Here is a 23,650-nt window from a genome sequence, read left to right as displayed (position 1 = left end):
CCGACGGGCGGCACCCGCAGTGGGTGCCGCCCGTCGGCGTTCGTCGGAGCAGGACTACTCGGCGTCCTTGGCCAGGGCCACCGCCGGGGTGTCGGGCACCGCGGCCGGCTTCTCGCTCGGGGTGAAGGTGAACTTCGCGTTCTCCCCGGCACCCTCGCCGTCCCAGCCTTCGACGTCGACCAGGACGATCTGGCCGGGGCCGATCTCGTTGAAGAGGATCTTCTCCGAGAGCTGGTCCTCGATCTCGCGCTGGATCGTGCGGCGCAGCGGCCGGGCGCCGAGGACCGGATCGAAGCCCCGCTTCGCGAGCAGCGACTTCGCCTTCTCGGTGAGCTCGATGCCCATGTCCTTGTTCTTCAGCTGCACCTCGACGCGGCCGATCATCAGGTCCACCATCTGGATGATCTGATCCTGCGTGAGCTGGTGGAAGACGATGATGTCGTCGATGCGGTTGAGGAACTCGGGCCGGAAGTGCTTCTTCAGCTCGTCGTTGACCTTGAGCTTCATCCGCTCGTAGTTCGACTCGGCGCCGGAGCCCTTGGTGAAGCCCAGGCCGACCGCCTTCGAGATGTCGGCGGTACCGAGGTTCGAGGTGAAGATCAGCACGGTGTTCTTGAAGTCGACCGTGCGTCCCTGGCCGTCGGTGAGGCGGCCGTCCTCGAGGACCTGCAGGAGGGTGTTGTAGATCTCCTGGTGGGCCTTCTCGATCTCGTCGAACAGGACCACGGAGAACGGCTTGCGGCGCACCTTCTCGGTGAGCTGGCCGCCCTCTTCGTAGCCGACGTAGCCCGGAGGGGCACCGAAGAGCCGCGACGCGGTGAACCGGTCGTGGAACTCGCCCATGTCGATCTGGATGAGCGCGTCGTCCTCGCCGAACAGGAAGTTCGCGAGCGCCTTCGACAGCTCGGTCTTACCGACGCCGGACGGGCCGGCGAAGATGAACGAACCGGCGGGACGCTTCGGGTCCTTCAGGCCGGCGCGGGTACGCCGGATCGCCTTGGCGACGGCCCTGACGGCGTCCTCCTGGCCGATGATCCGCTTGTGCAGCTCGTCCTCCATGCGGAGCAGACGGGTGGTCTCCTCCTCGGTGAGCTTGAACACCGGGATACCGGTCCAGTTGGCGAGGACCTCGGCGATCTGCTCCTCGTCGACCTCGGCGATGACGTCGAGATCACCGGCGCGCCACTGCTTCTCGCGCTCGGCGCGCTGCGCGACGAGCTGCTTCTCCTTGTCGCGCAGGTTCGCGGCCTTCTCGAAGTCCTGCGCGTCGATCGCGGACTCCTTCTCCCGGCGCGCGTCGGCGATCTTGTCGTCGAACTCGCGCAGGTCCGGCGGCGCGGTCATCCGGCGGATGCGCATGCGCGCACCGGCCTCGTCGATGAGGTCGATCGCCTTGTCCGGCAGGAAGCGGTCGTTGATGTAGCGGTCGGCCAGGCTCGCCGCGGCGACCAGCGCCTTGTCGGTGATGGACACGCGGTGGTGCGCCTCGTACCGGTCGCGCAGGCCCTTGAGGATCTCGATGGTGTGCTCGACCGTCGGCTCGCCCACCTGCACCGGCTGGAACCGGCGCTCGAGCGCGGCGTCCTTCTCGATGTACTTGCGGTACTCGTCGAGGGTGGTGGCACCGATGGTCTGCAGCTCGCCGCGCGCCAGCTTCGGCTTCAGGATCGACGCCGCGTCGATGGCGCCCTCGGCGGCACCCGCGCCGACGAGCGTGTGCAGCTCGTCGATGAACAGGATGATGTCGCCGCGGCTGTTGATCTCCTTGAGCACCTTCTTCAGGCGTTCCTCGAAGTCACCGCGGTAGCGGCTGCCCGCGACCAGCGAACCGAGGTCGAGGGTGTACAGCTGCTTGTCCTTGAGCGTCTCGGGGACCTCGCCGTTGACGATGGCCTGCGCCAGGCCTTCGACGACGGCGGTCTTGCCGACGCCCGGCTCGCCGATGAGCACCGGGTTGTTCTTGGTGCGGCGGCTCAGGACCTGCATGACGCGCTCGATTTCCTTGGCGCGACCGATGACGGGGTCGAGCTTGCCCTCGAGCGCGGCCTGCGTGAGGTTGCGGCCGAACTGGTCGAGCACCAGCGACGTCGACGGGGTGCCGGCCTCGCCACGGCTGGTGCCGGATTCCTGGGGCTCCTTGCCCTGGTACCCGGAGAGCAGCTGGATGACCTGCTGGCGCACCCGGTTCAGGTCCGCACCGAGCTTGACGAGCACCTGTGCCGCGACGCCCTCGCCCTCGCGGATGAGGCCGAGGAGGATGTGCTCGGTACCGATGTAGTTGTGTCCGAGCTGCAGCGCCTCACGCAGGCTGAGCTCGAGCACCTTCTTGGCACGGGGCGTGAACGGGATGTGGCCCGACGGGGCCTGCTGTCCCTGGCCGATGATCTCCTCGACCTGGCTGCGGACGCCTTCGAGGGAGATCCCCAAAGATTCGAGCGACTTGGCCGCTACGCCCTCGCCTTCGTGAATGAGGCCCAGGAGAATGTGCTCCGTGCCGATGTAGTTGTGGTTGAGCATCCTGGCCTCTTCCTGAGCCAGGACGACGACGCGCCGCGCGCGATCGGTGAACCTTTCGAACATCGCACTCCCTCACACTCTCCGGCCGACAGGTCCGGTACGCGGATCGTTCCGGACCCGGCTGCCGCGTTTCGCTCCGGCACTCGAGTCGTCGAGTGGAACCAGGTTCCACGACCCCACTTGACACTCTAGTTGCCGCCGTTTCGAGGCGCTGCCCCTCCACCCGATCGGCGCCGGCGGCAACTCCGGTCACGAGGGGTAACGCTGCACGTCGGCACGGCGTTCCCGCCTCCGTGTACGCCAGCAGCGAACACGCTGTTCAGCGGGGCATCAGCTGGCGAATGCGCCGTCCGATGCGCTGCGGGGCGCGTTCCGGGTCGACGAGTTCGTTCTCCGCGAGGGGGCTGTCCTCGTCGGCGACGGTGCCCGGCTCGAAGAGCGCGAGGGTCCGACCGGGTCCGCGCAGCCGCTCCACCGCGGCGACGAGCGAACCTTCGGACCGGACGGCGGACGCGACGTCGGCCGGGGACACCCCGAGGTGCTCGGACAGCAGGCGCTCCCGCATCTCGACCACCGCGCGGCTGATGTGGTCGCCCTCGTGGTCCGCTTCGACGAAGAGATCGCACTCGGTGTCGAAGCCCAGGGACCGGTTGTTCAGGTTCGACGAGCCGATGCGCAGCAGCACATCGTCCATGACGACGACCTTGGCGTGCACATAGATCGGCGCCCCACCCGCGGTGACGGGGTAGTAGGCGGCGAACCGGCCGTGGACGTCGGCGTTCCACAGCAGGTGCAGCAGCTTGCGGCGGGCGCCGTCCATCGCCTTCTGCTCGAGCCAGCCCTCGGCGTTGCGCGGCAGCACCAGTACGATCTGCGGGCCGTCCGGTTCCCGCAGCCGCTTCGCGAGGGCCTCGGCGAGGGTCCGGGACGCGAGGTACTGGCTCTCCAGGTAGAGCGTGCGGCGGGCGCCGGCGATCACCGCCAGGTAGAGGGCCTCGATCTCCCGCACCTCCGCCCGGTCGCCGAGTTCGGGGAGGGTCCGTGCGACGGCGACATCGACGTCGCGCAGGGCCGGGCGCAGCCCGTCGGGCCAGATGGTGTGCCCGGTGTCGACCGGCTCGAGGTCCTCCCCCGTTGCCGCCTTCCACCGGGTGCGAGCCTGTTCGCCGATCGCGCGGGCGGCCGCGCCGTCCACCGCGGTCGTCACGTCGTGCCACGGTCCGTACCGACGGCCGTTCGGCTCCCGCCGGTAGCGGCTGTGGTCGGGATGCTCGCTGGTGTCCCAGCGATCGACGGTCATGTCGATGCCCCCACAGAACGCGACGGCGTCGTCGATCACGATGATCTTCTGGTGGTGTGCCGCTCCCACGGGATGGGCGCCGTCGATTTCGAGCCGGAGCCGCGGGTCGCTCATCCAGTTGAGCACGAAGACCGGTGTCATCCCGCGCCCGATGGCTGCGAATGCGCCGATGTTCCACTTCAGCAGGAACACCTCGAGATCCGGGTGCCGGTGCGGCAGCCACTTGAGGAATGCGCCCAGCCGGTTCGGGCCTTCGAGGGTCTTCCGGTCGGGTTCGAGCTTGATCCTCGTGTCGAAGTCCCACCCGATCAGGAGGATCCGCCGCCGTGCCTGCAGCATCGCCGACTTGGCGTATCGGAAATAGTCGGCGGCGTCGACAATGCAGGCGAGGCGATCGGCACGATCGACCCGCCAGCACGTCTCACCCGGGACGGCAATCCGCTCTCCCATGGCCGACACGCTACCCGGGGATACCGCCGTTTCCGCCGCGACGGACGGGATACCGAGCGGGTGTGACCCTTGTCTCCGATTCCCGACTGTCTCCGCTTCCCGGCGGCGCCCCGTTCCGACCGACCGTTTCTTTTCTCGAACGAATAGCAAAGAATTCCGCGGGGTACGACGACGAGGCGATATCCGCGACAGTTGTCGCGGATATCGCCTCGGTCGGACGGAAGCCGACGCTTCCGGCTCAGTGCGCCTTGTTGTAAGCCTCGATGATTTCGGCGGAGATACGGCCTCGGGCCGAGACGGGCATGTCGTTGTTGCGGGCCCATTCCCGAATTTCCGCGGTACGTTCCCGGTCCGTGCCGCCGCGAGAAGACTTGCGGGGAGCGGGCGCGGTGGGCACGACCTTCGCGCGCTTACGACCACCCACCTTGCGGGCATGAGTGACCCAGAACTCCAATTCCTCCCGGAGCTTGGCCGCGTTGTCTTCCGACAGATCGATCTCGTAGGTGACTCCGTCGAGCCCGAATTCCACGGACTCGTCCGCCGCCGTCTCCCCGTCCACGTCGTCGATCAGGGTAACGGTGACCTTCTTTGCCATGTGCTGCAAATCCTCTCGAATGAAGAAGCGCGGCCCCCCGCGGTACGAGACAACAATACCCGGGAATCAATTCATGGCAATACGGAAAACGAATGCGATCAATTACCTCGCCGGGCGAACAATTGGGAACAGGATTGTTTCCCGGATTCCGAGGCCCGTCAGCGCCATCAGCAAACGGTCGATTCCCATGCCGGTTCCGGTCGTCGGAGGCATACCCTGTTCCATCGCCGCGAGGAAGTCCTCGTCGAGAACCATCGCCTCGTCGTCACCGGCCGAGGCGAGCCGCGCCTGGTCGACGAACCGCTCCCGCTGGATCACGGGGTCGACGAGTTCCGAGTAACCGGTGGCGAGTTCGAAACCACGCACGTACAGATCCCACTTCTCGGTCACGCCGTTCTTGCTGCGGTGCTGCCGCGTGAGGGGCGAGGTCTCGACGGGGTAGTCCCGCACGAACGTCGGCTCGTGCAACTGGTCGCCGCACTGGTGCTCCCACAACTCCTCGACGAGCTTTCCGTGGCCCCAGCCCTTGCCTTCCGGGACCTCGAGACCCACCCGATCGGCGAGGGCGTGCAGCTCCTCCAGCGACGTGTCGGGCGTGACCTCGGTTCCGATGGCCGCCGACAGCGACGGGTACATCTCCATCGTCTTCCACTCGCCGCCGAGGTCGTATTCGGTGCCGTCGGCGAGGGTGACGACGTGGGTGCCGAACACCGCCATCGCCACCTCCTGGATGAGTTCCCGGGTCATCGTCGCCGAATCGTCGTACGTGCCGTACGCCTCGTACGTCTCGAGCATCGCGAATTCGGGCGAGTGCGTGGAGTCGGCACCCTCGTTGCGGAAGTTGCGGTTGATCTCGAAGACCTTCTCGATGCCGCCCACCACGCAGCGCTTGAGGAACAGTTCCGGCGCGATGCGCAGATACAGATCCATGTCGAGGGCGTTCGAATGGGTGACGAACGGACGGGCCGTCGCGCCGCCGTGCAGGGTCTGCAGCATCGGGGTCTCGACCTCGAGGAAGCCGCGCCGCTCGAGCGCGTTGCGCAACTCGCGCACCACCGCGACACGCATGCGGGCGTTGGCGCGGGCCTCGGGACGCACGATCAGGTCGGCGTAGCGCTGCCGGACCCGGGTCTCCTCGTTCATCTCCTTGTGCGCCACAGGCAGCGGCCGCAGGGCCTTGGCGGCCATCTGCCACGAGTCCGCCATGACGCTGAGCTCGCCGCGCCGAGAGCTGATCACCTCGCCGTGCACGAACACGAAGTCGCCCAGGTCCACGTCGTGCTTCCACGCCGCAAGGGACTCCTCGCCGACGCCGTTGAGGCTGATCATCGCCTGCAACTGGGTGCCGTCGCCCTCCTGCAACGTGGCGAAGCACAGCTTGCCCGTGTTGCGGAAGAAGATGACCCGGCCCGCGACGCCGACCTGTTCCCCGGTCGTCGTGTCGGGCTCGAGGTCCGGATACTTCTCCCGGATCTCCGCGAGGGTGTGAGTGCGGGGCACGACGACGGGGTACGCGTCCTTGCCCTGCGCCAGGATCCGTTCGCGCTTCTCGCGGCGGATGCGGATCTGCTCGGGGGTGTCGTCGGACTGCTGAACGGGTGCATCACTCACGGGTGACCAGACTATCGGACCGCCTCGAGCGCCTGCGCAGGACCAGCGGCTGCGCAGGACCAGCGGCTGCGCAGGACCAGCGGCTGCGCAGGACCAGCGGTGCCCGGGGCGCCGGCGCCCGCCGGGTCAGTGCGCGGTGACGCGCGCCACGTCGTCCTCGACGTGCGGGGCCGCGGCGATCGCATCGGTCGCCCCGGCCGCCGCGAGAGCCGCGTACCCGCCGACGAGGCCGGTGACGCGGCGCAGCCCGAGCGCCTGCAGCGCGGCGACGACGGCGTCGGTCTCGGCGCCGGAGGCCGAGACCACGACCCACTCGACGTCGCGGTCGACGGCCACCGCCAGACGCTCGTCGCTGGTGGGATGCAGGCGCCGGGGCAGCAGCTCGGCGGAGATGGCCAGCGCCCCGGGCAGGGTGCCCTGGACGGCGCGTTCGGCGTGGGTGCGGATGTCGACGACCACCGCGCCGCGCGCGACGGTCGCGGCCAGCCCGGCCGGATAGGTGCGCTCGGTGGTGAGCGGGAGAGTGTGAACGGGTGCGGCGACGAAGGATGCAGCAAGCGCAGTGCGCATGAGGGTGACTCCAGGTATGTGTGAACGATCGAGGCGGACGTCAGCCTCGACAACACTCCTGGGCGCTCATGCAGCGGATCACGGCGACTATTCTTGCACAGGATCGCGGCGGGCGGAACCCACGGCGGCAGATCGGGCGCCGCGCCGTGCGAGATTGCGCTCGTACACCAGGCGCAGGCCCTCCAGCGTCAGGTCCGGTTCGTGGTGCTCGAGCGTCTCGGACTCCGGCATGATCAACGGCGCACGGTCGCCGGTCCCGATGACCGCGACGTCGTCACCCTCGAATCCGCGCTGCTCGGCACGCACCAGGCGCACCAGCCCGTCGACCATCCCGGCGAATCCGAAAACCGCACCGGACTGCATGCATTCGACGGTGTTCTTGCCGACCACGGCGCGCGGGCGCAGCAGTTCCACCTTGCGCAGCGCCGCGGACTGGGAGGCCAGCGCGTCCATCGACACCTCGATGCCGGGGGCGATGATGCCGCCGAGGAACTCGCCCTTCGCCGAGACCACGTCCACGCACGTGGACGTCCCGAAGTCGACCACGATGCACGGCCGGTCGTAGAAGTGATGTGCCGCAAGGCTGTTGACGATGCGATCGGCGCCGACCTCCTTGGGGTTGTCGACGAGCAGCGGCACCCCGGTGCGCACACCCGGCTCGACGACCACGTGCGGCACGTGTTCCCAGTAGCGGCTCAGCATCACCCGGATCTCGCGCAGCACCGACGGCACCGTGGACAACGCGGTCACGCCGGTGATCTGGTCGGCGTACCCGCCGAGCAGACCACGGAAGATGAGCGCGAGCTCGTCGGCGGTCATGCGCGGATCGGTGCGCATCCGCCAGTCCCGCAACAGCTTCGCGTGCGAGCCGCTGCCGGTGAACAGGCCCAGGACGACGTTCGTGTTCCGAACGTCGACAGCGAGGAGCACTGCTACACCAACGAACCGGAGTCGAGAGTGGCGAGCATGCGCGGGGTGATCAGGCCGGAACCCTCCGGCGCGTGCGCCGGATCGTTGCCGAGCTCGACCTGCCGGTTGTCCGCGTCGACGAACACCACGCGCGGGTCGTAGTCGCGGCACTCCTGCTCGTTCATCACGCCGTAGGCGATGAGGATGACGAGATCACCGGGACTCACGAGACGCGCTGCCGCACCGTTGATCCCGATGATGCCGGAGCCGCGCTCGCCCGCGATGACATAGGTTTCGAGACGGTTGCCGTTGTCGATGTCGACGATGGCGACCTGCTCGCCCTCGAGCAGGTCGGCGGCGTCCATCAGGTCCTGGTCGACGGTTACCGAACCCACGTAGTGCAGATCGGCGTGGGTCACCGTGGCGCGGTGGATCTTCGACTTCATCATCGTGCGGAACATGGTGTCTCCTCAGCTTTTTCGGGCCGGTCGCGCTATCGGCGGGTGAGCAGGTCGTCGGGGGTGGACGCGTCGACCGGGCCGGTCTCGCGTTCGAGGAATCCGGTGCCGATCGCGACACCGACGTTGTCGATGAGCCGGGTGGTGCCGATCCGCGCGGCGATCAGCAGCCGGCCGTCGCCGCGTTCCGGCGCGGGCCCGAGGTCCACGCCGCGCAGCTCGAGGTAGTCCAGCTCCACCTCGGGCGCGGCGGCGAGCACCTCGCGCGCGGTGGTGAGCACCGCCTCGGGACCGCCGGCGGCGGCGTGCGCCCCGGCGACCAGCGCCGCGGACAGCACGGTGGCGACCCGGCGCTGTTCCGGATCCAGGTAGCGGTTGCGTGAGGACAGCGCCAGCCCGTCCTGCTCACGCACCGTGGGCACGCCCACGATGCGGACGTCGAAGTTGAGGTCCTCCACCATCTGCCGGATCAGGGCGAGCTGCTGGTAGTCCTTCTCGCCGAAGAAGGCGACATTGGGGGCGACGATCTGCAGCAGCTTCGCCACCACCGTGAGCATCCCCGCGAAATGCGTCGGGCGGCTGCCACCCTCGAGCTCCGCCCCCAGCGGCCCCGGGTGGATCACGGTCCGCCGGCCCTTCGGGTACATCGCGGACACCGACGGCACGAACGCCAGCTCGACGCCGGCCTCCCGCAGCAGCTCCAGGTCGGCGTCGAGGGTGCGCGGGTAGGCGTCGAGATCCTCACCGGCCCCGAACTGCAACGGATTGACGAAGACGGACACCACCACCACGGCACCGGTGAGCTTCGCCTGCCGCACGAGCTCCAGGTGACCGGCGTGCAGGGCGCCCATCGTCGGCACGAGGGCGACCGTGCGGCCGACACCACGCAGCGCCTTGGTGACCTTGGTCAGGGCGGCGGGGTCGTGGTGCACGGTCAGTTCGCCGCGCACGTAGCCGCCCTGTTGCGATTCACTCACCGTGATCAGCCCCTTCGAGGATCTCCATCAGTTCGGGTTTCGCTCCGGCGCGCTGCGCGGATCGGAGGGACATCGCGCGGTATCCGGCAGCGATCCGGGGATCGACCTCCCCGAGCACCCGCAGGTGCGTGGCCACGGCCTGTGCGTCGCCGCGGGCGACTGGTCCGGTCAGCGCGGACGGCCCGCGGCGCAACGCGTTGTCGAGGGCCGCCGACAACAGCGGCTGCAGCACCCGCTCGGCGACACCGCCGGGCGCGTCGTCGACGAGTTGCTGGCCGAGCAGTTCGTCGCCCTCGAGCGCCACCCGCAGCGCCTCCACCGCATCCACCACGAGGGTGACGAGGTGGTTGCTGCCGTGCGCGAGCGCGGCGTGGTACAGCGCGCGCCGCTCCTCGCGGACGCGCACCGGTTCGCCACCGATCTCGAGCACGAGGGACTGGGCGATCGCGTAGCCGATGTCGTCGGCGGCCGTGATGCCGAAGCACGCCGAGGCGAGCCGGGCAGTGTCCTCGTCGTGGCCGGTGAAGGTCATCGCCGGGTGGATGGCGAGCGGCACGATGCCCTGCTCGGTGAGCGGAGCGAGGATGCCGACGCCGTTCGCGCCGGACGTGTGGGCGACGATCGTGCCGCGCGAGACGGAGCCGGTGGCGGCGAGCCCGCGGACGAGCGAGCCGAGTTCCGAGTCCGGAACGGCGAGGAGCAGCAGGTCGCAGCGGGCGGCGACCTCGTCGACGGGGAGAACCTCGGTGTCCGGAAGCCGGGTGCGGGCGCGGTGCTTGGACAGTTCGGATACCGCGGAACAGGCCACGACCAGGTGGCCGACGCGTTCGAGTGCCGCGCCGATCGCTGTGCCCACCCGCCCGGCGGAAACGATTCCGACCGTCAGTCGTGCAGGCGCAGGCTCGTTTGTGATCCCGAAGGAGGTCACGGGAGTCCTCTCGTTCGTTCCAGTCCCGCTCGGCGGGTACCAGACGTTCCGACCGACAATAGCGCGGCCCGAGCAACCCCGGCCATGGCCGGGGAACGTGATCTGCGCCTCACCCGGCGCGGCGAACGCTCAGCGCTCGGCGGACAGGGCGGCGAGGATCTCCGCGACCGTGCGGCCCTGGCTGTGTGCCCCCTCGCCGCCGGCACCGTCCGGCCGCCGTCGCCGGGCGCGTCGGCCCGTGGGCTCGGCGTCGTCGTCCGCCTCGGGGGCCTCGGCCTGCTCCTCGGGTTCCTCCGGCTGCGACCCGGACTCGGCCCGGCCCTCCGGTTCGGCCGGTTCCTCCGGCTCGGTCCGGTCCCGCCGTTCCGTGTCCTCGGATCCGCCGGGAGCGGCCGTCGCGCCCGCCGGCCGGCGGGGCACGGCCGTCGGCGTGTCGCCGTCGGTGACCACCGTGGTCTCGGCGGTCACCGGCTCGTCGTCGGGCGAGGCGAAGAACGGGCCTGCCGGACGGGGCGCGGCCGTCACCCGGAAGTTCCCGCCGCCGAGCTCCTGCAGTTGTCCCCGGCCCGCCCACAACGCCGCGCGGTCCTCGGGCAGCCGGCCCTCGAAGAGCACCTCGAGGTTGCGGCGCAGGGCACCGAGCTCGGCGCGCAGGGCCGCCATCTGGTCGGCATCGATCCGCAGCTCCGACCTGACCTTCTCCTCGACGGTCAGCTCGTACTCCCGCCGCGCCGCGATCTCCCGTTCGAGCTGCAACTCGTACACGGTCTGCAGATCCCGGACCTTGGCACGGTCCAGCGCCGACTCGCGACGGTACTTCGTCATCGCGATCGCGCCGACGGTGGCGGCCCACAACGCGACGACCAGACCGACGCGCAGCAGCTGGACGCTGTCGCTGAAGACCAGGAACAGCGACGCGATCAACGCCAGGGCGAGCAGCGCCGCCACGATCACAGAACTCGCGCTGCGCCGTGACCGACGGCCCTTCCTCGTTCGCACCGGAGTCCCCATGCGTTCCAGACTACTGGGCGCGGCCGCCGGGTCCCGAGAGTCGAGCGCACAGGATTCGCCGCCCCGGTCAGGTCGCGGGCTCGTCCGGGTCTTCCGGTGTCCGGCAACAGTGTTCGAGCCACAGCGCGGCAGCCGCGAGCGCCACGCCGGCGAGCAGCCCGACGATCACCCCGGCGCTGTCCTCGACTGCGGCCTGCAGCACCGGCCGCTGCGGAACCAGGTACAGCAGGAATCCTGCCCAGATGCCCGCGCTGGCCGCCCCGACCAGAGCCGACGCCTTCGCCAGCGCCACCGCGCGGGCCGCCGTGATGGGATGCAACTGGTGCGGCCCGTCGCCGATCTCGTGCTTGCCCACCCGGGAACGGATCATGAACGCCAGCACCACCTCGACGATCGCCACCGGGTACAGCGACGCCCCCGCGTAGACGGGGATCGGCGGCAACGTGCCGTACAGGCCGCGCGCCAGCAACCACGCCGCGACGGCGGCGAGCACCGCCAGCGCCAGCAGGTCCCGGATACGCGTCGCCTTCATCACCGCGGCGGCTCCAGCCGGTACTCGGTGCGGCGCACCCCTTCGCGTTCGTCGACGTCGAGAGCGGCGAGCCACTCCGTCAACGGTCGTCGCGTGCCGTCGACCGTCAGCGTCGCCTGGGGTTCGACGTCCCACCACGGGACGAGCACGAAGGCGCGCAGGTGGGCGCGCGGATGCGGCAGGGTCAGTTCGGCATCGTCGCTGAGCACCTCGCTGCCGTCCGAGTCGTGGCAGGTGACCACGTCGACGTCGAGGCTGCGCGGGCCCCACCGCTGCTCCCGGACCCGGTCGGCGGCGGCCTCGAGCTGCCGGCCCAGCTCGAGCCAGCCGCGGCAGTCCAGTGACGGGTCCTCCGCGACGATGACCGCGTTGAGGAAGTCCTGCTGCTCGACCCCGCCCCACGGCGCGGTCGAGTACACCGGCGACACGGCCACGATCCGGTCGGCGAGGGCCTCGGTGACCGAGCGCAGGTGCGCCGGCCGGTCCCCGATGTTCGACCCGATGGACAGCACCACCCGGCTCACGAGCCGCTCCGGGTGCGATCGACCACCACCGCTACGTCCGCGAAGGTCAGCGGGATCGGCGCCGACGGCTTGTGGACGGTGACCTCGACCCGGGTGACCCGCGGATCGGTGAGGACGTCGTCGGCGATCTCGCCGGCGACGGTCTCGATGAGGTCCCGCGACGGGCCCGCGACGATCGCGGCGGCCCGCTCGGCAAGGATGCCGTAGTGCAGGGTGTCGTCGAGGGCGTCGCTCGCCGCGGCCGGCGCGAGATCGAGCCACGCGACGATGTCGATCAGGAAGTCCTGACCGTCGCGCTTCTCGTGGTCGAACACGCCGTGGTGGCCGCGTACGCGCAGTCCGCGCAGTTCGATCCGGTCGCTCACGCCGGTCCTCCCGCCGCACTGCCGCGCTGCCACGCGCCGACGACGGCGACGGCGTCGAGCGACGCCCGCACGTCGTGCACGCGCACCCCCCAGGCCCCGCGCTCCGCCGCGAGCGCCGACACGACCGCGGTGGCCACCTCGCGGCCGCCGGGTGGCCGGATCGTGCCGTCGGGGGCGGCGAGCAGGGACCCGAGGAACCGCTTGCGCGACGCGCCGATCAGCACCGGGTAGCCGAGCTCGGTCAGCTCGGGCAGCCGGTGCAGCAGTTCCCAGTTGTGGTCGGCGTCCTTCACGAAACCGAGTCCGGGATCGAGGATGATGTTCGCCGGCTCCACGCCTGCCGTGAGCGCGGCATCCACCTGCACCATCAGCTCATCGCGGACCTCCCGGACCACGTCGTCGTAGTGGGTGGACCCGCCGGCGTGCACGAAGCCGCCCGCAGGCCGCCAGTGCATGAGGATCCACGGCACGCCTGCCGACGCCACGACCGCGGCCATGCGGGAGTCGGCGCGCCCACCCGAGACGTCGTTGACGATGGTGACGCCGGCCTCGATCGCGGCCTCGGCCACGGACGCGCGCATGGTGTCGACGCTCGTGGGGATGCCGGCGGCGCTCAGGGCGGCGATGACCGGCGCGACGCGCCCGGCCTCGACCTCCGGGTCGACCCGGGCCGCTCCGGGACGGGTGGATTCGCCGCCGACGTCGACGATGTCCACGCCGAGGTCGCGCAGTTCCAGACCGTGCGCGATCGCCGCGTCGCGGTCGAGGTACCGGCCACCGTCCGAGAACGAATCCCGGGTCACGTTCAGCACGCCCATCACCACCGGGCGCCCGGGGTTCGGGAGCGCGCTCACCGGCGGAGGATCAGATCCAGAGCCTCGGCGCGCGACGCCGAGTTGGACTGCAGCAGCCCCCGCACCGCCGAGGTGGTGGTGCTCGCCCCGGGCTTGCGGATGCCCCGCATGGCCATGCACAGATGCTCGGCCTCGACGACGACGATCACCCCGACCGGATCGAGCTTGCGCACGAGCGCATCCGCGATCTGACTGGTCAGCCGCTCCTGCACCTGCGGGCGCTTGGCGTACAGGTCCACCACCCGCGCCAGCTTCGACAACCCGGTCACCCGGCCGGTGCGGCCGGGAATGTAGCCCACGTGCGCGACCCCGTGGAACGAGACCAGGTGGTGCTCGCACGTGGAGTACATCGGGATGTCACGCACCAGGACGAGTTCCTGATGGCCCTCGTCGAAGGTCTTGTCGAGGACCGAGTCCGGGTCGGTGTACAGGCCGGCGAACATCTCCCGGTACGCCCGCGCGACGCGGGCCGGGGTGTCGAGCAGACCTTCGCGCTCGGGGTCCTCCCCCACCGCGATCAACAGTTCCCGGACGGCCGCCTCCGCGCGGGCCTGATCGAAGACCCGGCCCGATTCCAGGCTGCGCAGGACCTCGCCGTCACCGCCGATCGACGCGGAATCCGTCTCGGAATCCAGGTGATTCACCGACACCAGACCGTACCTCCACTCTCGTTGACTCGGGCTCAGCGCGGACCGGTCGGCCCCTCCCACGGCTGTGTCGGCGGTGGCTCGGGAGCCACGTTCCTACCGGCCTGCCGCTCGTCGTCGTCGGCCGGGCGCGCGGGCTGGGTCCATTGCGGATACCCAGGATAGGTGCTCTGCGGCGGCTGCTCGGACTCGGCCGGCGGCCAACCGGGTGCCGACCAGCCGGCCGGCGCGCCGTAGTCGGGCCGGGTCGCATGACGCGGCCCACCCGGGTGCGGCGGCTGCCCGAAGCCCGGCAGGGGCTCCGAGGCGGGCGCCGGCACCGGCGCCGGATGCCCGTTCGTCGGTGCCGCGGGCTGCGGCTGCGGCTGGGCGGGCTTGGTGAAGGACGGGCGCACCGCTTCCGGCGGCCACGGCTCGCCGCGTTCCTTCGCCAGCTCGGCCGGCGTCTTGATCGGGGGCTTGTCCGACGGCGTGCGTCCACCGAAGTCGTTGAACTCGGTGATCCGTGGCCGCTTCTCGACGGAGGCGAGGATCCGCTCGAGGTCCTTGCGGGTGAGGGTCTCGTGCTCGAGCAGCTCACCGGCGAGCAGGTCCAGCGCGTCGCGGTAGTCGTTGAGGATCGCCCACGCCTCGGTGTGCGCGGCCTCGATGAGGTTGCGTACCTCCTCGTCGATCTCGCGGGCCACCTCGTGCGAGTAGTCGGACTGCACGCCCATCGAGCGGCCGAGGAACGGATCGCCGTGTTCCTGCCCGTAGCGGACGGCGCCGAGGCGGGCGCTCATGCCGTACTCGGTGACCATCGCCCGGGCGATCTTGGTGGCCTGGTCGATGTCGGAGGAGGCACCCGTCGTCGGCTCGTGGAACACGAGTTCCTCGGCGGCGCGGCCACCCATGGCCATCACCAGGCGGGCGATCATCTCCGAGCGGGTCATCAGGCCCTTGTCGTCCTCGGGGACGGTCATCGCGTGACCACCGGTGCGGCCACGGGCGAGGATCGTCACCTTGTAGACCGGCTCGATGTCCGGCATCGCCCAGGCGGCGAGCGTGTGCCCGCCCTCGTGGTAGGCGGTGATCTTCTTCTCGTGCTCGCTGATGATGCGGCTCTTGCGCCGCGGGCCGCCGATCACGCGGTCCACCGACTCCTCGAGCGAGGCCTCGGTGATGACGGTGCCGTTCTCGCGCGCAGTGAGCAGCGCGGCCTCGTTCACGACGTTGGCCAGGTCGGCACCGGACATGCCGACCGTGCGCTTGGCCAGCCCCTCGAGGTCGGCGTTCTGGTCGAGCGGCTTGCCCTTGGAATGCACCTGCAGGATCGCCCGGCGCCCGGCGAGATCGGGATTGCTGACCGGGATCTGCCGGTCGAACCGGCCCGGACGCAGCAGGGCCGGATCCAGGATGTCGGGACGGTTGGTGGCGGCGATGAGGATGATGCCCTGCCGGTCCCCGAAGCCGTCCATCTCGACGAGCAGCTGGTTGAGCGTCTGCTCACGTTCGTCGTGGCCACCGCCGAGGCCGGCGCCACGCTGGCGGCCGACCGCGTCGATCTCGTCGACGAAGATGATGCACGGGCTGTTCTGCTTGGCCTGCTCGAACAGGTCGCGCACGCGGGACGCGCCGACACCGACGAACATCTCCACGAAGTCCGAACCGGAGATGGTGAAGAACGGGACACCGGCCTCGCCGGCGACCGCGCGGGCGAGCAGCGTCTTGCCCGTACCGGGAGGTCCGTACAGCAGCACGCCCTTCGGGATCTTCGCGCCGAGGGCCTGGTAGCGCGCCGGATTCTGGAGGAAGTCCTTGATCTCGTACAGCTCTTCGACCGCCTCGTCCGCACCGGCGACGTCGGCGAACGTGGTCTTGGGCATGTCCTTGGACAGCTGCTTGGCCTTGGACTTGCCGAAGCCCATCATGCCGCCGCGGCCACCGCCCTGCATGCGGCTCATCACGAAGAAGAACACCCCGAGCAGGATGATCATCGGGAGCACGAACAGCAGGATCGACGTCAGCCAGCTCTCCTGGGTGACGGTGGTGTCGAACTTCTCGAGGCCCGCGCCGGCGACCTTGTCGAAGATCTGCTCGGACGCCGACTCCGGGTACTTCGCGAGGATCTCGGTGTTGTCTCCGGTCGCCTCGTTGCCGCTCTTCAGCCACAGGCGGACCTGCTGCTCGCGGTCGTCGATCTGCGCCCGGCTGACGTTGTTCGCGTCGAGCTGGGCGATCGCGACAGACGTGTCCACCTTGGCGAAACCGCGGGTGTCGTCGCCGAAGTAGCTGAAGGCGTAGATGACCAACAGGATGCCGGCGACGATCGCCAGATTACGGAACACTGTCTTGCGGTTCATACAGGTTCGGCCCGGCCGGCCGGTCCTTTCGATAGTGCGGTCATCATCGTGGTCGTCCCGAGGAGTCCGGCGACGAACCGGACACCGCAAGGTTACCGCGTGGACGCGCAGCGTTGCCCTCGCGCGGCCGCACGGTCCGAAGGATCAACGTCCGGGACCACCCGGGGGTTCCCGGTCGCGTCAGGTGCCTGCGGTCACGGGCCACGACGTGGTTATCATTTCGCATGGCCATGCAGGAGCCGGACGCTGCAACCGAGGCCGACCCGACCCGGATCACCGAGGCCGAGCCGACCCGGATCACCGAGGCCGAGCCGACCCGAACGGCTGCGGCCGAGCCGACCCGCACGGCTGCGGCCGAGCCGACCCGCACGGCTGCGGCCGAGCCGACCCGCACGGCTGCGGCCGAGCCGACCCGCACGGTTGCGGCCGATCCCACCCGTACCGCACCTGTTGACCTCACGCGCACGGCCGATGCGACCACCGAGCCGACCCGCACGGCTGCGGCCGTCCTTCCTGGCGAGGCGACGACCGAGCCCTTCCCGGTCCGCGTCCCCGCCGGCATCGACGACGTCGAGGCCGGGAACCGGATCGACGACTTCGACCTGCTCACCAACCTCGGCCGCGGCGCCTTCGGCCGCGTGTTCCTCGCCCGGCAGCACTCGATGCAGCGGCTCGTCGCGGTGAAGATCTCCCCCGACCGCGGCACCGAGGCGCAGACCCTCGCCCAGCTCGACCACGACTACATCGTCCGCGTCTTCGACCAGCGGATCCTGCCGGAACACGGCCTGCGGCTGCTGTACATGCAGTATCTGCCGGGCGGGACGCTGCTGCGGGTGCTGCACCGGGTGCGCACCACCCCGCCGGAGCAGCGCAGCGGCCGGCTCCTGCTCGACGTCGTCGACGAGACCCTCGCCGAGAAGGGTGAGATCCGGCCCGCCGAGTCGACCGTGCGCAGCCGGCTCGAGAGCCTGACCTGGCCCGAGACCGTCGCGTGGCTCGGCCGCCGGCTCGCCTCCGCGCTGGACTACGCCGACCGGCGCGGCGTGCTCCACCGCGACGTCAAGCCGGCCAACGTCCTGCTCACCGCGGAGGGCGTGCCCAAGCTCGCCGACTTCAACATCAGCTTCGCCGAGTCCGTCGGCGGCACGTCCGCCGTGGCGTACCTCGGCGGGTCCCTGGCCTACATGTCGCCCGAACAACTCGAGGCGTGCCATCCCGGGCTGCCCGGCACCGCCGCGGACATGGACACCCGCAGCGACATCTACGCGCTCGGGGTGATGCTGTGGGAACTGCTCACCGGCGGCCGGCCCAACAGCGAGGACGATCTGGGCGCCGAGACCCTGCCCGCGCTCGAGACCATGCTCGCGCGGCGCCGCACGGGACTGACCGCGGCTGCACGCGAGCGGGTCCCGGCCGACTGCCCCCAGACCCTGCTCCGGGTGCTCGCGAAGTGCCTCGAGCCGGATCCGGCGGACCGGTGGGCGTCGGGCGCGGAGCTGGCCCAGCAGTTCGACCTATGCCTCGATCCGCGGGCCCGGGACCTCGTCGACCCGCCGCCGCACAGCTGGCGGGCCCGGCTGCGCCGCCCCGTGGTGCCGATCCTCACGGCCGCGATCGCGATCCCGAACGTGCTGGCCGCCCTGTACAACTACCAGCACAACGCGAACCTGATCGTCGACCGGCTCCCACCGGACACCCAGCGCGAGTTCGAACAGCTCGCGCTGATCATCAACGGGATCTCCTTCCCCCTCGGCACGGTGATCATCGTGTACCTGTGCCGACGGCTGATCACCGTGCCGCGCGGCCTCCACCGCGGCCGCAGCTACAACGCGGTGGAACTCGCCCGGGCCCGGCACGACGCGCTGCTGATCAGCGACCGCGTCGCCGCGGTGGTGATGACCCTGTGGACGGTCGCGGGCATCGCGTTCCCCGTCGCGCTGCACTTCGTCGGCGGCAACATCGACGGCCCCTCGGCCGCGCACTTCCTCACGTCGATCCTGGTGTGCGGCGCGATCGCCGTCGCCTACCCGTTCTTCCTGGTCGCCTTCTACATGGTGCGATCGTTGTATCCGGCGTTCCTGCCGCACGGGGCGACCGACGCCACGGACGCCCGCGAACTCGAGGGGCTGCACCGGCGCAGTGTGCGTTACCTGGCGCTCGCGGCGGCCGTGCCGCTCGTCGGGGTCGCCGGCGTGACGTATCTCTCGCCCGAGGAGATCCAGCAGGTTCTCGTCGCGGTCCGGGTGCTGGCGGTGGGCAGCATCGCCGCGTTCGTGCTCGTGTACTGGTTGTTCCGCATCATGGAGGACGACCTGCGGGCGCTGCAGCGCGGCATGGCCCCGACGCGGTCGACGCGCGATCCGGTGGGGCCGACCTCGGATCAGCCGGTGTAGACCTTCGGGTCGAGGGTGCCGATGTACGGCAGATCGCGGTAGCGCTCGTCGTAGTCGAGGCCGTAGCCGACGACGAACTCGTCCGGAATGTCGAATCCCACGTCGGCGACGTGGACGTCGACCTTCACGGCCTCCGGCTTGCGCAGCAACGTCACCACCTCGAGGGACGCCGGGTTGCGCGAGGAGAGGTTGCGCATGAGCCAGGACAGCGTCAGGCCGGAGTCGATGATGTCCTCGACGATCAGCACGTTCCGGCCGGCGATGTCCTTGTCGAGGTCCTTGAGGATGCGCACCACACCGGACGAGGACGTGGACGACCCGTACGAGCTGACCGCCATGAACTCCATCTGGGTGGGGATCGGCAGTGCCCGCGCGAAGTCGGTCATGAAGAAGATCGCGCCCTTGAGCACGCCGATGAGCAGCAGGTCACCCTCGGGTGCGCCCACCGGGTAGCGCGTGGCGATGGTCTCGGCCAGCTCCTTCGTGCGCTGCTTGATCTGGTCCTCGGAGATCAGTACCGACGCGATGTCGTTCTCGTACACCGGGTTCTTCCTGCCTTCCCTCAGTCGTCCGCGCCCTGTCGCCGGCCGACGAACTCGACGATCAGCCTGCCACGCCGACGCGTGACCACCAACCTGACGCCGGGCTCCGGCCCGCCGCCCACGGCCACCGCGCCCTGCCCGCGCCACCGGCCGATCAGCTCGTCGGCGGCCCGCAGGGTGCGGTCCGTCGGCGCCGACGCCCCCGAGTCGAGCAGCCATCGCCGCAGGACCCGCCGTCGCACCGCCACGGGAGTGCCGGCGAGGGCGTCCACGGCCAGGCCGGTCCCGGCCCGGGCCTCCGCGAGCAGTTGCAGGGCCAGCTCCTCCAATGCGTCCTCGTCCTCGCGCAACTGCCGGGCCGTGCGCGCCAGGGCCGAAGCGACCCCACCCCCGAGCACCTCCTCGAGCAGCGGCAGCACCTCCTCACGCAGCCGCACCCGGGTGAAGCGCCGGTCGCTGTTGTGCGCGTCCTCGTAGGGCGCGTACCCCAGTTCCGCGCATGCCCGGCGGGTGACCTCGCGGCGCACCCCGAGCAGGGGGCGGCCCCACGGATCGTCGAACTCGCACATGCCGCGGAGGGACCGGGCACCGGAACCGCGGCCCAGCCCGAGCAGCACCGTCTCGGCCTGATCGTCGAGCGTGTGCCCGAGCAGCACGGGCAACCCCGCCCGGGCCTCGCCGAGCGCCCGGTAGCGGGCCGCGCGCGCAGCCGCCTCGAGTCCGCCGGGGCCGGTCACCGCGACGCGGACGACCTGCACCGATCCGCACCCGGCGGATCGCGCGAACTCCGCGGCCAGGGCGGCCACGTCGCCGGAGCCGGGTTGCAGGCCGTGGTCGACGACGACGGCCCGCACCGAATCCGCCTCGGCGACGGCGGCGGCGGTCAGGGCCGACGAGTCGGCGCCGCCGGACAGGCCGACCGCGACGGACCGGCCGTGGGCCGCGACCCACCGCCGCACGGCCAGGCGCACCTCGTGGAGGGCAGGGGTCTCGGGCAGGAGCGGCCGCTCGGACGACACCGTCAGCCCAGCACCCGCGCGATCCACGCGTGGGGGTCGTCGATCTCGGCGAGGGTCGGCATCGCGTCCGGACCGCTCCAGACGACGTTGAACCGGGCCATGCCCGCCCGCTCGACGACGGTGTCGACGAACTTCTTGCCCTGCACGTACTGGGCCATCTTGGCGTCCATCCCGAGCAGTGCGCGGATGATGCGGTGGACGGGGTTCACGGCCCGGCGCCGGCGGTTGTCGAACGCCCGGCGGATCTGCGCGACGGCGGGCACCACGGTGGGCCCGACCGCGTCCATCACGTGGTCGGCGTGGCCTTCGAGCACGGTGCCGAGGGCCAGCATGCGGTCGAGTGCGGCGCGCTGGGGTTCGGACTGCACCGCTCGGACGAGACCGAGCACGCCGCGCTCGGCCATGGGTTTCTCCTCGCCCGGCCGGCGATCGCGCAGGACCCCGGTGATCCGGCCGGCCAGGTCGGTGAACGACTCTTCCGCGGTCCGGCCCAGCTCCGCCGCGGCCTCGCGCATCAGATCTGCCATCCACGGCGCCTCGGCGAACTGCACGCGGTGGGTGACCTCGTGCAGGCACACCCACAGCCGGAAGTCGGCGGTGGGCACCCGCAGCGCCCGCTCGACCGCGACGACGTTCGGCGCGACGAGCAGCAGCGACCGTGAGAACGGGTCGTACTGACCGAGCACGGCGGAGGAAAGGTACGCGAGCATCGCACCGGCCTGCACGCCGGCGGGCTTGCCGACCCAGCGGCCGTCGGCGGGCCCGGAACCGGTGAGGTCTGCCATCGACCTGGCGGCGGCGTGCACCCAGCCGGACCGGTCGACGACCGCGGCGGGCGGCACGTCCCGCCCGTCACCGAGTCCGGTCAGCTCCCGCACCGGCGGCTCGGCGCGGTCGGCGGCCGACGCCAGCTCGGCGGAGACGGTCTCGGCGGTGTAGCGCGACATCGCCGGGCCCGGTCGGGTCAGGCGCGCCCCGATCCCGGCCGCGAGCTTCCAGTCGATCGCGTCACCCAGCGTCCGGTCCTGGTCGGTCATCGGCATCCGCATCCTCGGAGGGTCGCCGCCACCGCGTCGAGGGCCGGCCGGCTCTCGCCCGGCGGACGGTCGTTGGACAACAGGGCGAACGTCAGCACCCGTCCGTCGGTGTCGACGACGAATCCGGTCAGGCCGCTCGCCTGTGACAGAGTGCCCGTCTTCGCGCGGACCCAACCCGCCCCGTCGCGATTGGTCGAGGCGTAGCGCTCGGAGAGGGTGCCGGTGGCGCCGGCGACGGGCAGGTAGTCCAGCATCGGGCGCAGCGACGCCTGTTCGGTTCCGGCGGCGGCGGCCATCACCCCGTCGAGCAGTTGCGCGGGAATCCGGTTGTCGACGGACAGCCCGCTCACGTCGTGGAGGGTGAGCCCGGTCAGGTCGAATCCGGCCTCGCGCAGGACCGCGGAGACGCTGTCGACCGCGCCGCGGAACGACGGCTCGGCGCCCTCGGCCGCGGCGATCTCGCGGCCGACGGCCTCGGCGAGGACATTGTCGGAGTAGCCCATCATCTGCCCGAGCCGGTCGCGCAGCGGCGCCGACTGGACCGCGGCCAGCGGGGCTGCTCCGGGCCGGGCGGTGCCGGCGGCGACCCGGGCGGGGTCGGCGCCGAGTGCTGCGGCGAGGGCCCGACCGGCGTCGAGGGCGGGGGTGGGCGTGCGCGGCGACTCGTCCTCGAGCGGGTTCAGGCGGCCGCCGTCGAGCATCACCGGTTCGATCGGGGCCACGGAACCGCCGGCGATGTCGGCCGGGAACCAGCCGGGGGCCAGAGGGTCGCCGGCGTAGGCACCGGCGTCGACGAGCACCGTGTCGACGACGGTGCCGCTCCGCTGGATCTGCTGCACCAGGTCGGCGATGCGCGGGGCGCCGGCGTAGAAGCCGGATTCGCCGACGGGCCGGGCGGTGAGGGTGGGATCGCCGCCGGCGACGAGCACGATCTCCCCCGGCCGGCCACCCTCGACGACCTTGGTGGTGACGCGGTGTTCGGCCGGCAGGGCGAGCAGCGCCGCAGCGGCGGTGAGGACCTTCGTCGTCGACGCCGGGATCATCGGCCGGGCGGGATCCTTCGACCACAGCACGGTGCCCGTGGCGGCGTCGGTGATCGAGCCGGTGAAGTTGCCGAGTCCCGCGTTCCCCAGCGCCGGTGCGAGCGTGGCCGCCAGCGCGGGAGCAGTGGGGGCGAGCGCGTCGGCGGGTACCGGCGCCACCTGCGGGGTTGCGGTGACGGGCGCCGGCGCGGGCGCTATCGCGGCGGCGGCCTCCCCGCTGCGGACGTCGGAGAGCGCGAAGGCTCCCCCCACGAGCAGCGCGACGGTTCCCGCTCCCCAGATGGTGAACAGGATCCGGAGGTTCCGGCGGCGCCGTCCCGCCAGTGTGCCCAGCTTCTTCTTGCCCTGCCCCGCCAACACGCCTCCGCTGTGTCGAATCCCGCGGCGTCCGCTCCGGCGAAACCCGCGCCCTGGTGGCCGCCCCGCTGGTCCGGCACCTGCGCCACCAGCCTAGCGCCGACCCGTTATCCTCTGTGCGGACCATCACCGCAGATACGGCAGTCGTATCGACTTACAAGTGAGGACACGGCGTGGAGTTCGAGGTCACCATCGAGATCCCCAAGGGACAGCGCAACAAGTACGAGGTCGATCACGAAACCGGCCGTGTGAAGCTGGACCGCTACCTCTACACCTCGTTCGGCTACCCCGCCGACTACGGCTACATCGAGAACACCCTCGGCGAGGACGGCGACCCGCTGGACTGCATGGTGCTGCTGCCCGAGTCGGTGTTCCCCGGCGTCATCGTCGAGGCCCGCCCGGTGGGCATGTTCAAGATGGTCGACGAGGCCGGGGGCGACGACAAGGTCCTCGCCGTGCCCGCGGACGATCCGCGCTGGGACCACGTCAAGGACATCAGCGACGTCTCGCAGTTCGAACTGGACGCCATCAAGCACTTCTTCGTGCACTACAAGGACCTCGAGCCGGGCAAGCACGTCGAGGCCGCGGACTGGGTCGGCCGCGCCGAGGCCGAGGCCGAGGTCTCCGCGTCGATCGAGCGCCTGAAGGCCGACGGCGGGCACTGACACC

22 protein-coding genes are annotated in these 23,650 nt (G+C 70.7%); 2 read left to right on the top strand and 20 right to left on the bottom strand.

From position 1 onward, the window contains the following. Positions 1–54 precede the first annotated feature (54 nt). The 16 genes from G6039_RS12880 to ftsH form a co-directional block, all read right to left on the bottom strand. The gene (locus G6039_RS12880; RefSeq protein WP_029540728.1) at positions 55–2,580 is read right to left on the bottom strand and encodes an ATP-dependent Clp protease ATP-binding subunit; all 2,526 of its coding nucleotides are present in this window, start codon (positions 2,578–2,580) and stop codon (positions 55–57) included. A gap of 256 nt (positions 2,581–2,836) precedes the next feature. Further along, on the bottom strand, positions 2,837–4,267 hold the full coding sequence (locus G6039_RS12875) for a phospholipase D-like domain-containing protein (protein ID WP_043797627.1): 1,431 nt from the start codon (positions 4,265–4,267) through the stop codon (positions 2,837–2,839). Positions 4,268–4,505: 238 nt separating this feature from the next. Continuing rightward, complete coding sequence (locus G6039_RS12870; RefSeq protein ID WP_006930387.1) at positions 4,506–4,862, bottom strand: histone-like nucleoid-structuring protein Lsr2; 357 nt, start codon at positions 4,860–4,862, stop codon at positions 4,506–4,508. Between the two features lie 102 nt (positions 4,863–4,964). Further along, positions 4,965–6,473, bottom strand: a complete 1,509-nt coding sequence (lysS, locus tag G6039_RS12865) for a lysine--tRNA ligase (RefSeq protein ID WP_006930389.1) — start codon at positions 6,471–6,473, stop codon at positions 4,965–4,967. Positions 6,474–6,599: 126 nt separating this feature from the next. Next, positions 6,600–7,043 carry a rhodanese-like domain-containing protein gene (locus G6039_RS12860; RefSeq protein WP_006930391.1) on the bottom strand — a complete coding sequence of 148 codons (444 nt, stop codon included), beginning with the start codon at positions 7,041–7,043 and terminating at the stop codon, positions 6,600–6,602. An 87-nt stretch (positions 7,044–7,130) separates the two neighbouring features. Then, positions 7,131–7,973: a type III pantothenate kinase gene (locus G6039_RS12855; protein ID WP_029540725.1), complete on the bottom strand. Its 843-nt coding sequence runs from the start codon at positions 7,971–7,973 to the stop codon at positions 7,131–7,133. A 2-nt stretch (positions 7,974–7,975) separates the two neighbouring features. Continuing rightward, positions 7,976–8,413 carry an aspartate 1-decarboxylase gene (gene panD / locus G6039_RS12850; RefSeq protein ID WP_029540720.1) on the bottom strand — a complete coding sequence of 146 codons (438 nt, stop codon included), beginning with the start codon at positions 8,411–8,413 and terminating at the stop codon, positions 7,976–7,978. A gap of 32 nt (positions 8,414–8,445) precedes the next feature. Further along, positions 8,446–9,387 (bottom strand): pantoate--beta-alanine ligase, encoded by a 942-nt coding sequence (gene panC, locus G6039_RS12845; RefSeq protein ID WP_006930397.1) that lies wholly within the window; start codon positions 9,385–9,387, stop codon positions 8,446–8,448. Then, positions 9,380–10,315: a Rossmann-like and DUF2520 domain-containing protein gene (locus G6039_RS12840; protein WP_006930399.1), complete on the bottom strand. Its 936-nt coding sequence runs from the start codon at positions 10,313–10,315 to the stop codon at positions 9,380–9,382. Before G6039_RS12840 ends, panC begins: the two co-directional genes overlap by 8 nt. 129 nt (positions 10,316–10,444) lie before the next feature. Next, a complete protein-coding gene (locus G6039_RS12835) occupies positions 10,445–11,269 on the bottom strand; it encodes a DUF6779 domain-containing protein (protein WP_029540713.1) in 825 nt (274 codons plus the stop codon). A 124-nt stretch (positions 11,270–11,393) separates the two neighbouring features. Then, on the bottom strand, positions 11,394–11,858 hold the full coding sequence (locus tag G6039_RS12830; RefSeq protein WP_037200442.1) for a DUF3180 domain-containing protein: 465 nt from the start codon (positions 11,856–11,858) through the stop codon (positions 11,394–11,396). Beyond that, positions 11,858–12,382: a 2-amino-4-hydroxy-6-hydroxymethyldihydropteridine diphosphokinase gene (gene folK / locus G6039_RS12825; protein ID WP_029540712.1), complete on the bottom strand. Its 525-nt coding sequence runs from the start codon at positions 12,380–12,382 to the stop codon at positions 11,858–11,860. The genes G6039_RS12830 and folK overlap by 1 nt, the downstream gene beginning before the upstream one ends. Next, on the bottom strand, positions 12,379–12,747 hold the full coding sequence (gene folB, locus G6039_RS12820; RefSeq protein WP_006930416.1) for a dihydroneopterin aldolase: 369 nt from the start codon (positions 12,745–12,747) through the stop codon (positions 12,379–12,381). The genes folK and folB overlap by 4 nt, the downstream gene beginning before the upstream one ends. Then, positions 12,744–13,565, bottom strand: a complete 822-nt coding sequence (gene folP, locus G6039_RS12815; RefSeq protein ID WP_044475554.1) for a dihydropteroate synthase — start codon at positions 13,563–13,565, stop codon at positions 12,744–12,746. The genes folB and folP overlap by 4 nt, the downstream gene beginning before the upstream one ends. Positions 13,566–13,597: 32 nt before the next feature. Further along, positions 13,598–14,251, bottom strand: coding sequence for a GTP cyclohydrolase I FolE (gene folE / locus G6039_RS12810; protein WP_006930424.1), 654 nt, complete (start codon positions 14,249–14,251; stop codon positions 13,598–13,600). Positions 14,252–14,283: 32 nt separating this feature from the next. Then, complete coding sequence (gene ftsH, locus G6039_RS12805; RefSeq protein WP_029540710.1) at positions 14,284–16,590, bottom strand: ATP-dependent zinc metalloprotease FtsH; 2,307 nt, start codon at positions 16,588–16,590, stop codon at positions 14,284–14,286. 224 nt (positions 16,591–16,814) lie between these two features. On the opposite strand from ftsH, the gene G6039_RS12800 reads away from it, so the two are divergent. Next, complete coding sequence (locus tag G6039_RS12800) at positions 16,815–18,983, top strand: protein kinase domain-containing protein (RefSeq protein WP_029540708.1); 2,169 nt, start codon at positions 16,815–16,817, stop codon at positions 18,981–18,983. On the opposite strand, the gene hpt is transcribed toward G6039_RS12800, so the two are convergent. The 4 genes from hpt to dacB are packed head-to-tail and all read right to left on the bottom strand — an operon-like array spanning position 18,971 to position 22,984. Beyond that, entirely contained in the window at positions 18,971–19,525 is a 555-nt protein-coding gene (hpt, locus tag G6039_RS12795) for a hypoxanthine phosphoribosyltransferase (protein ID WP_006930428.1), read from the bottom strand. The genes G6039_RS12800 and hpt overlap by 13 nt on opposite strands. Positions 19,526–19,545: 20 nt before the next feature. Further along, a complete protein-coding gene (tilS, locus tag G6039_RS12790) occupies positions 19,546–20,544 on the bottom strand; it encodes a tRNA lysidine(34) synthetase TilS (RefSeq protein ID WP_006930429.1) in 999 nt (332 codons plus the stop codon). Between the two features lie 2 nt (positions 20,545–20,546). After that, positions 20,547–21,587 (bottom strand): zinc-dependent metalloprotease, encoded by a 1,041-nt coding sequence (locus G6039_RS12785; protein ID WP_006930430.1) that lies wholly within the window; start codon positions 21,585–21,587, stop codon positions 20,547–20,549. Then, positions 21,578–22,984 carry a D-alanyl-D-alanine carboxypeptidase/D-alanyl-D-alanine endopeptidase gene (gene dacB, locus G6039_RS12780; protein WP_029540702.1) on the bottom strand — a complete coding sequence of 469 codons (1,407 nt, stop codon included), beginning with the start codon at positions 22,982–22,984 and terminating at the stop codon, positions 21,578–21,580. The genes G6039_RS12785 and dacB overlap by 10 nt, the downstream gene beginning before the upstream one ends. 170 nt (positions 22,985–23,154) lie before the next feature. Here dacB and G6039_RS12775 point away from each other — a divergent pair, with 170 nt between their 5' ends. Beyond that, positions 23,155–23,646: an inorganic diphosphatase gene (locus G6039_RS12775; protein ID WP_043797631.1), complete on the top strand. Its 492-nt coding sequence runs from the start codon at positions 23,155–23,157 to the stop codon at positions 23,644–23,646. The last annotated feature ends 4 nt before the right edge of the window (positions 23,647–23,650 follow it).

It is taken from the genome of Rhodococcus aetherivorans, assembly GCF_011058165.1.
Taxonomy (GTDB): domain Bacteria; phylum Actinomycetota; class Actinomycetes; order Mycobacteriales; family Mycobacteriaceae; genus Rhodococcus; species Rhodococcus aetherivorans.
This window is presented reverse-complemented; position numbering and strand designations above follow the sequence as displayed.

What these genes read in the sequence shown, in the direction of transcription:
- G6039_RS12880 (WP_029540728.1), bottom strand. Translation starts at nt 2,580, where the DNA reads ATGTTCGAAAGGTTCACCGATCGCGCGCGGCGCGTCGTCGTCCTGGCT.
- ftsH (WP_029540710.1), bottom strand. Translation starts at nt 16,590, where the DNA reads ATGAACCGCAAGACAGTGTTCCGTAATCTGGCGATCGTCGCCGGCATC.
- folP (WP_044475554.1), bottom strand. Translation starts at nt 13,565, where the DNA reads ATGGGCGTGCTGAACGTGACCCGGGATTCGTTCTCGGACGGTGGCCGG.
- G6039_RS12785 (WP_006930430.1), bottom strand. Translation starts at nt 21,587, where the DNA reads ATGCCGATGACCGACCAGGACCGGACGCTGGGTGACGCGATCGACTGG.
- G6039_RS12800 (WP_029540708.1), top strand. Translation starts at nt 16,815, where the DNA reads ATGGCCATGCAGGAGCCGGACGCTGCAACCGAGGCCGACCCGACCCGG.
- G6039_RS12870 (WP_006930387.1), bottom strand. Translation starts at nt 4,862, where the DNA reads ATGGCAAAGAAGGTCACCGTTACCCTGATCGACGACGTGGACGGGGAG.
- panD (WP_029540720.1), bottom strand. Translation starts at nt 8,413, where the DNA reads ATGTTCCGCACGATGATGAAGTCGAAGATCCACCGCGCCACGGTGACC.
- G6039_RS12875 (WP_043797627.1), bottom strand. Translation starts at nt 4,267, where the DNA reads ATGGGAGAGCGGATTGCCGTCCCGGGTGAGACGTGCTGGCGGGTCGAT.
- G6039_RS12860 (WP_006930391.1), bottom strand. Translation starts at nt 7,043, where the DNA reads ATGCGCACTGCGCTTGCTGCATCCTTCGTCGCCGCACCCGTTCACACT.
- G6039_RS12830 (WP_037200442.1), bottom strand. Translation starts at nt 11,858, where the DNA reads ATGAAGGCGACGCGTATCCGGGACCTGCTGGCGCTGGCGGTGCTCGCC.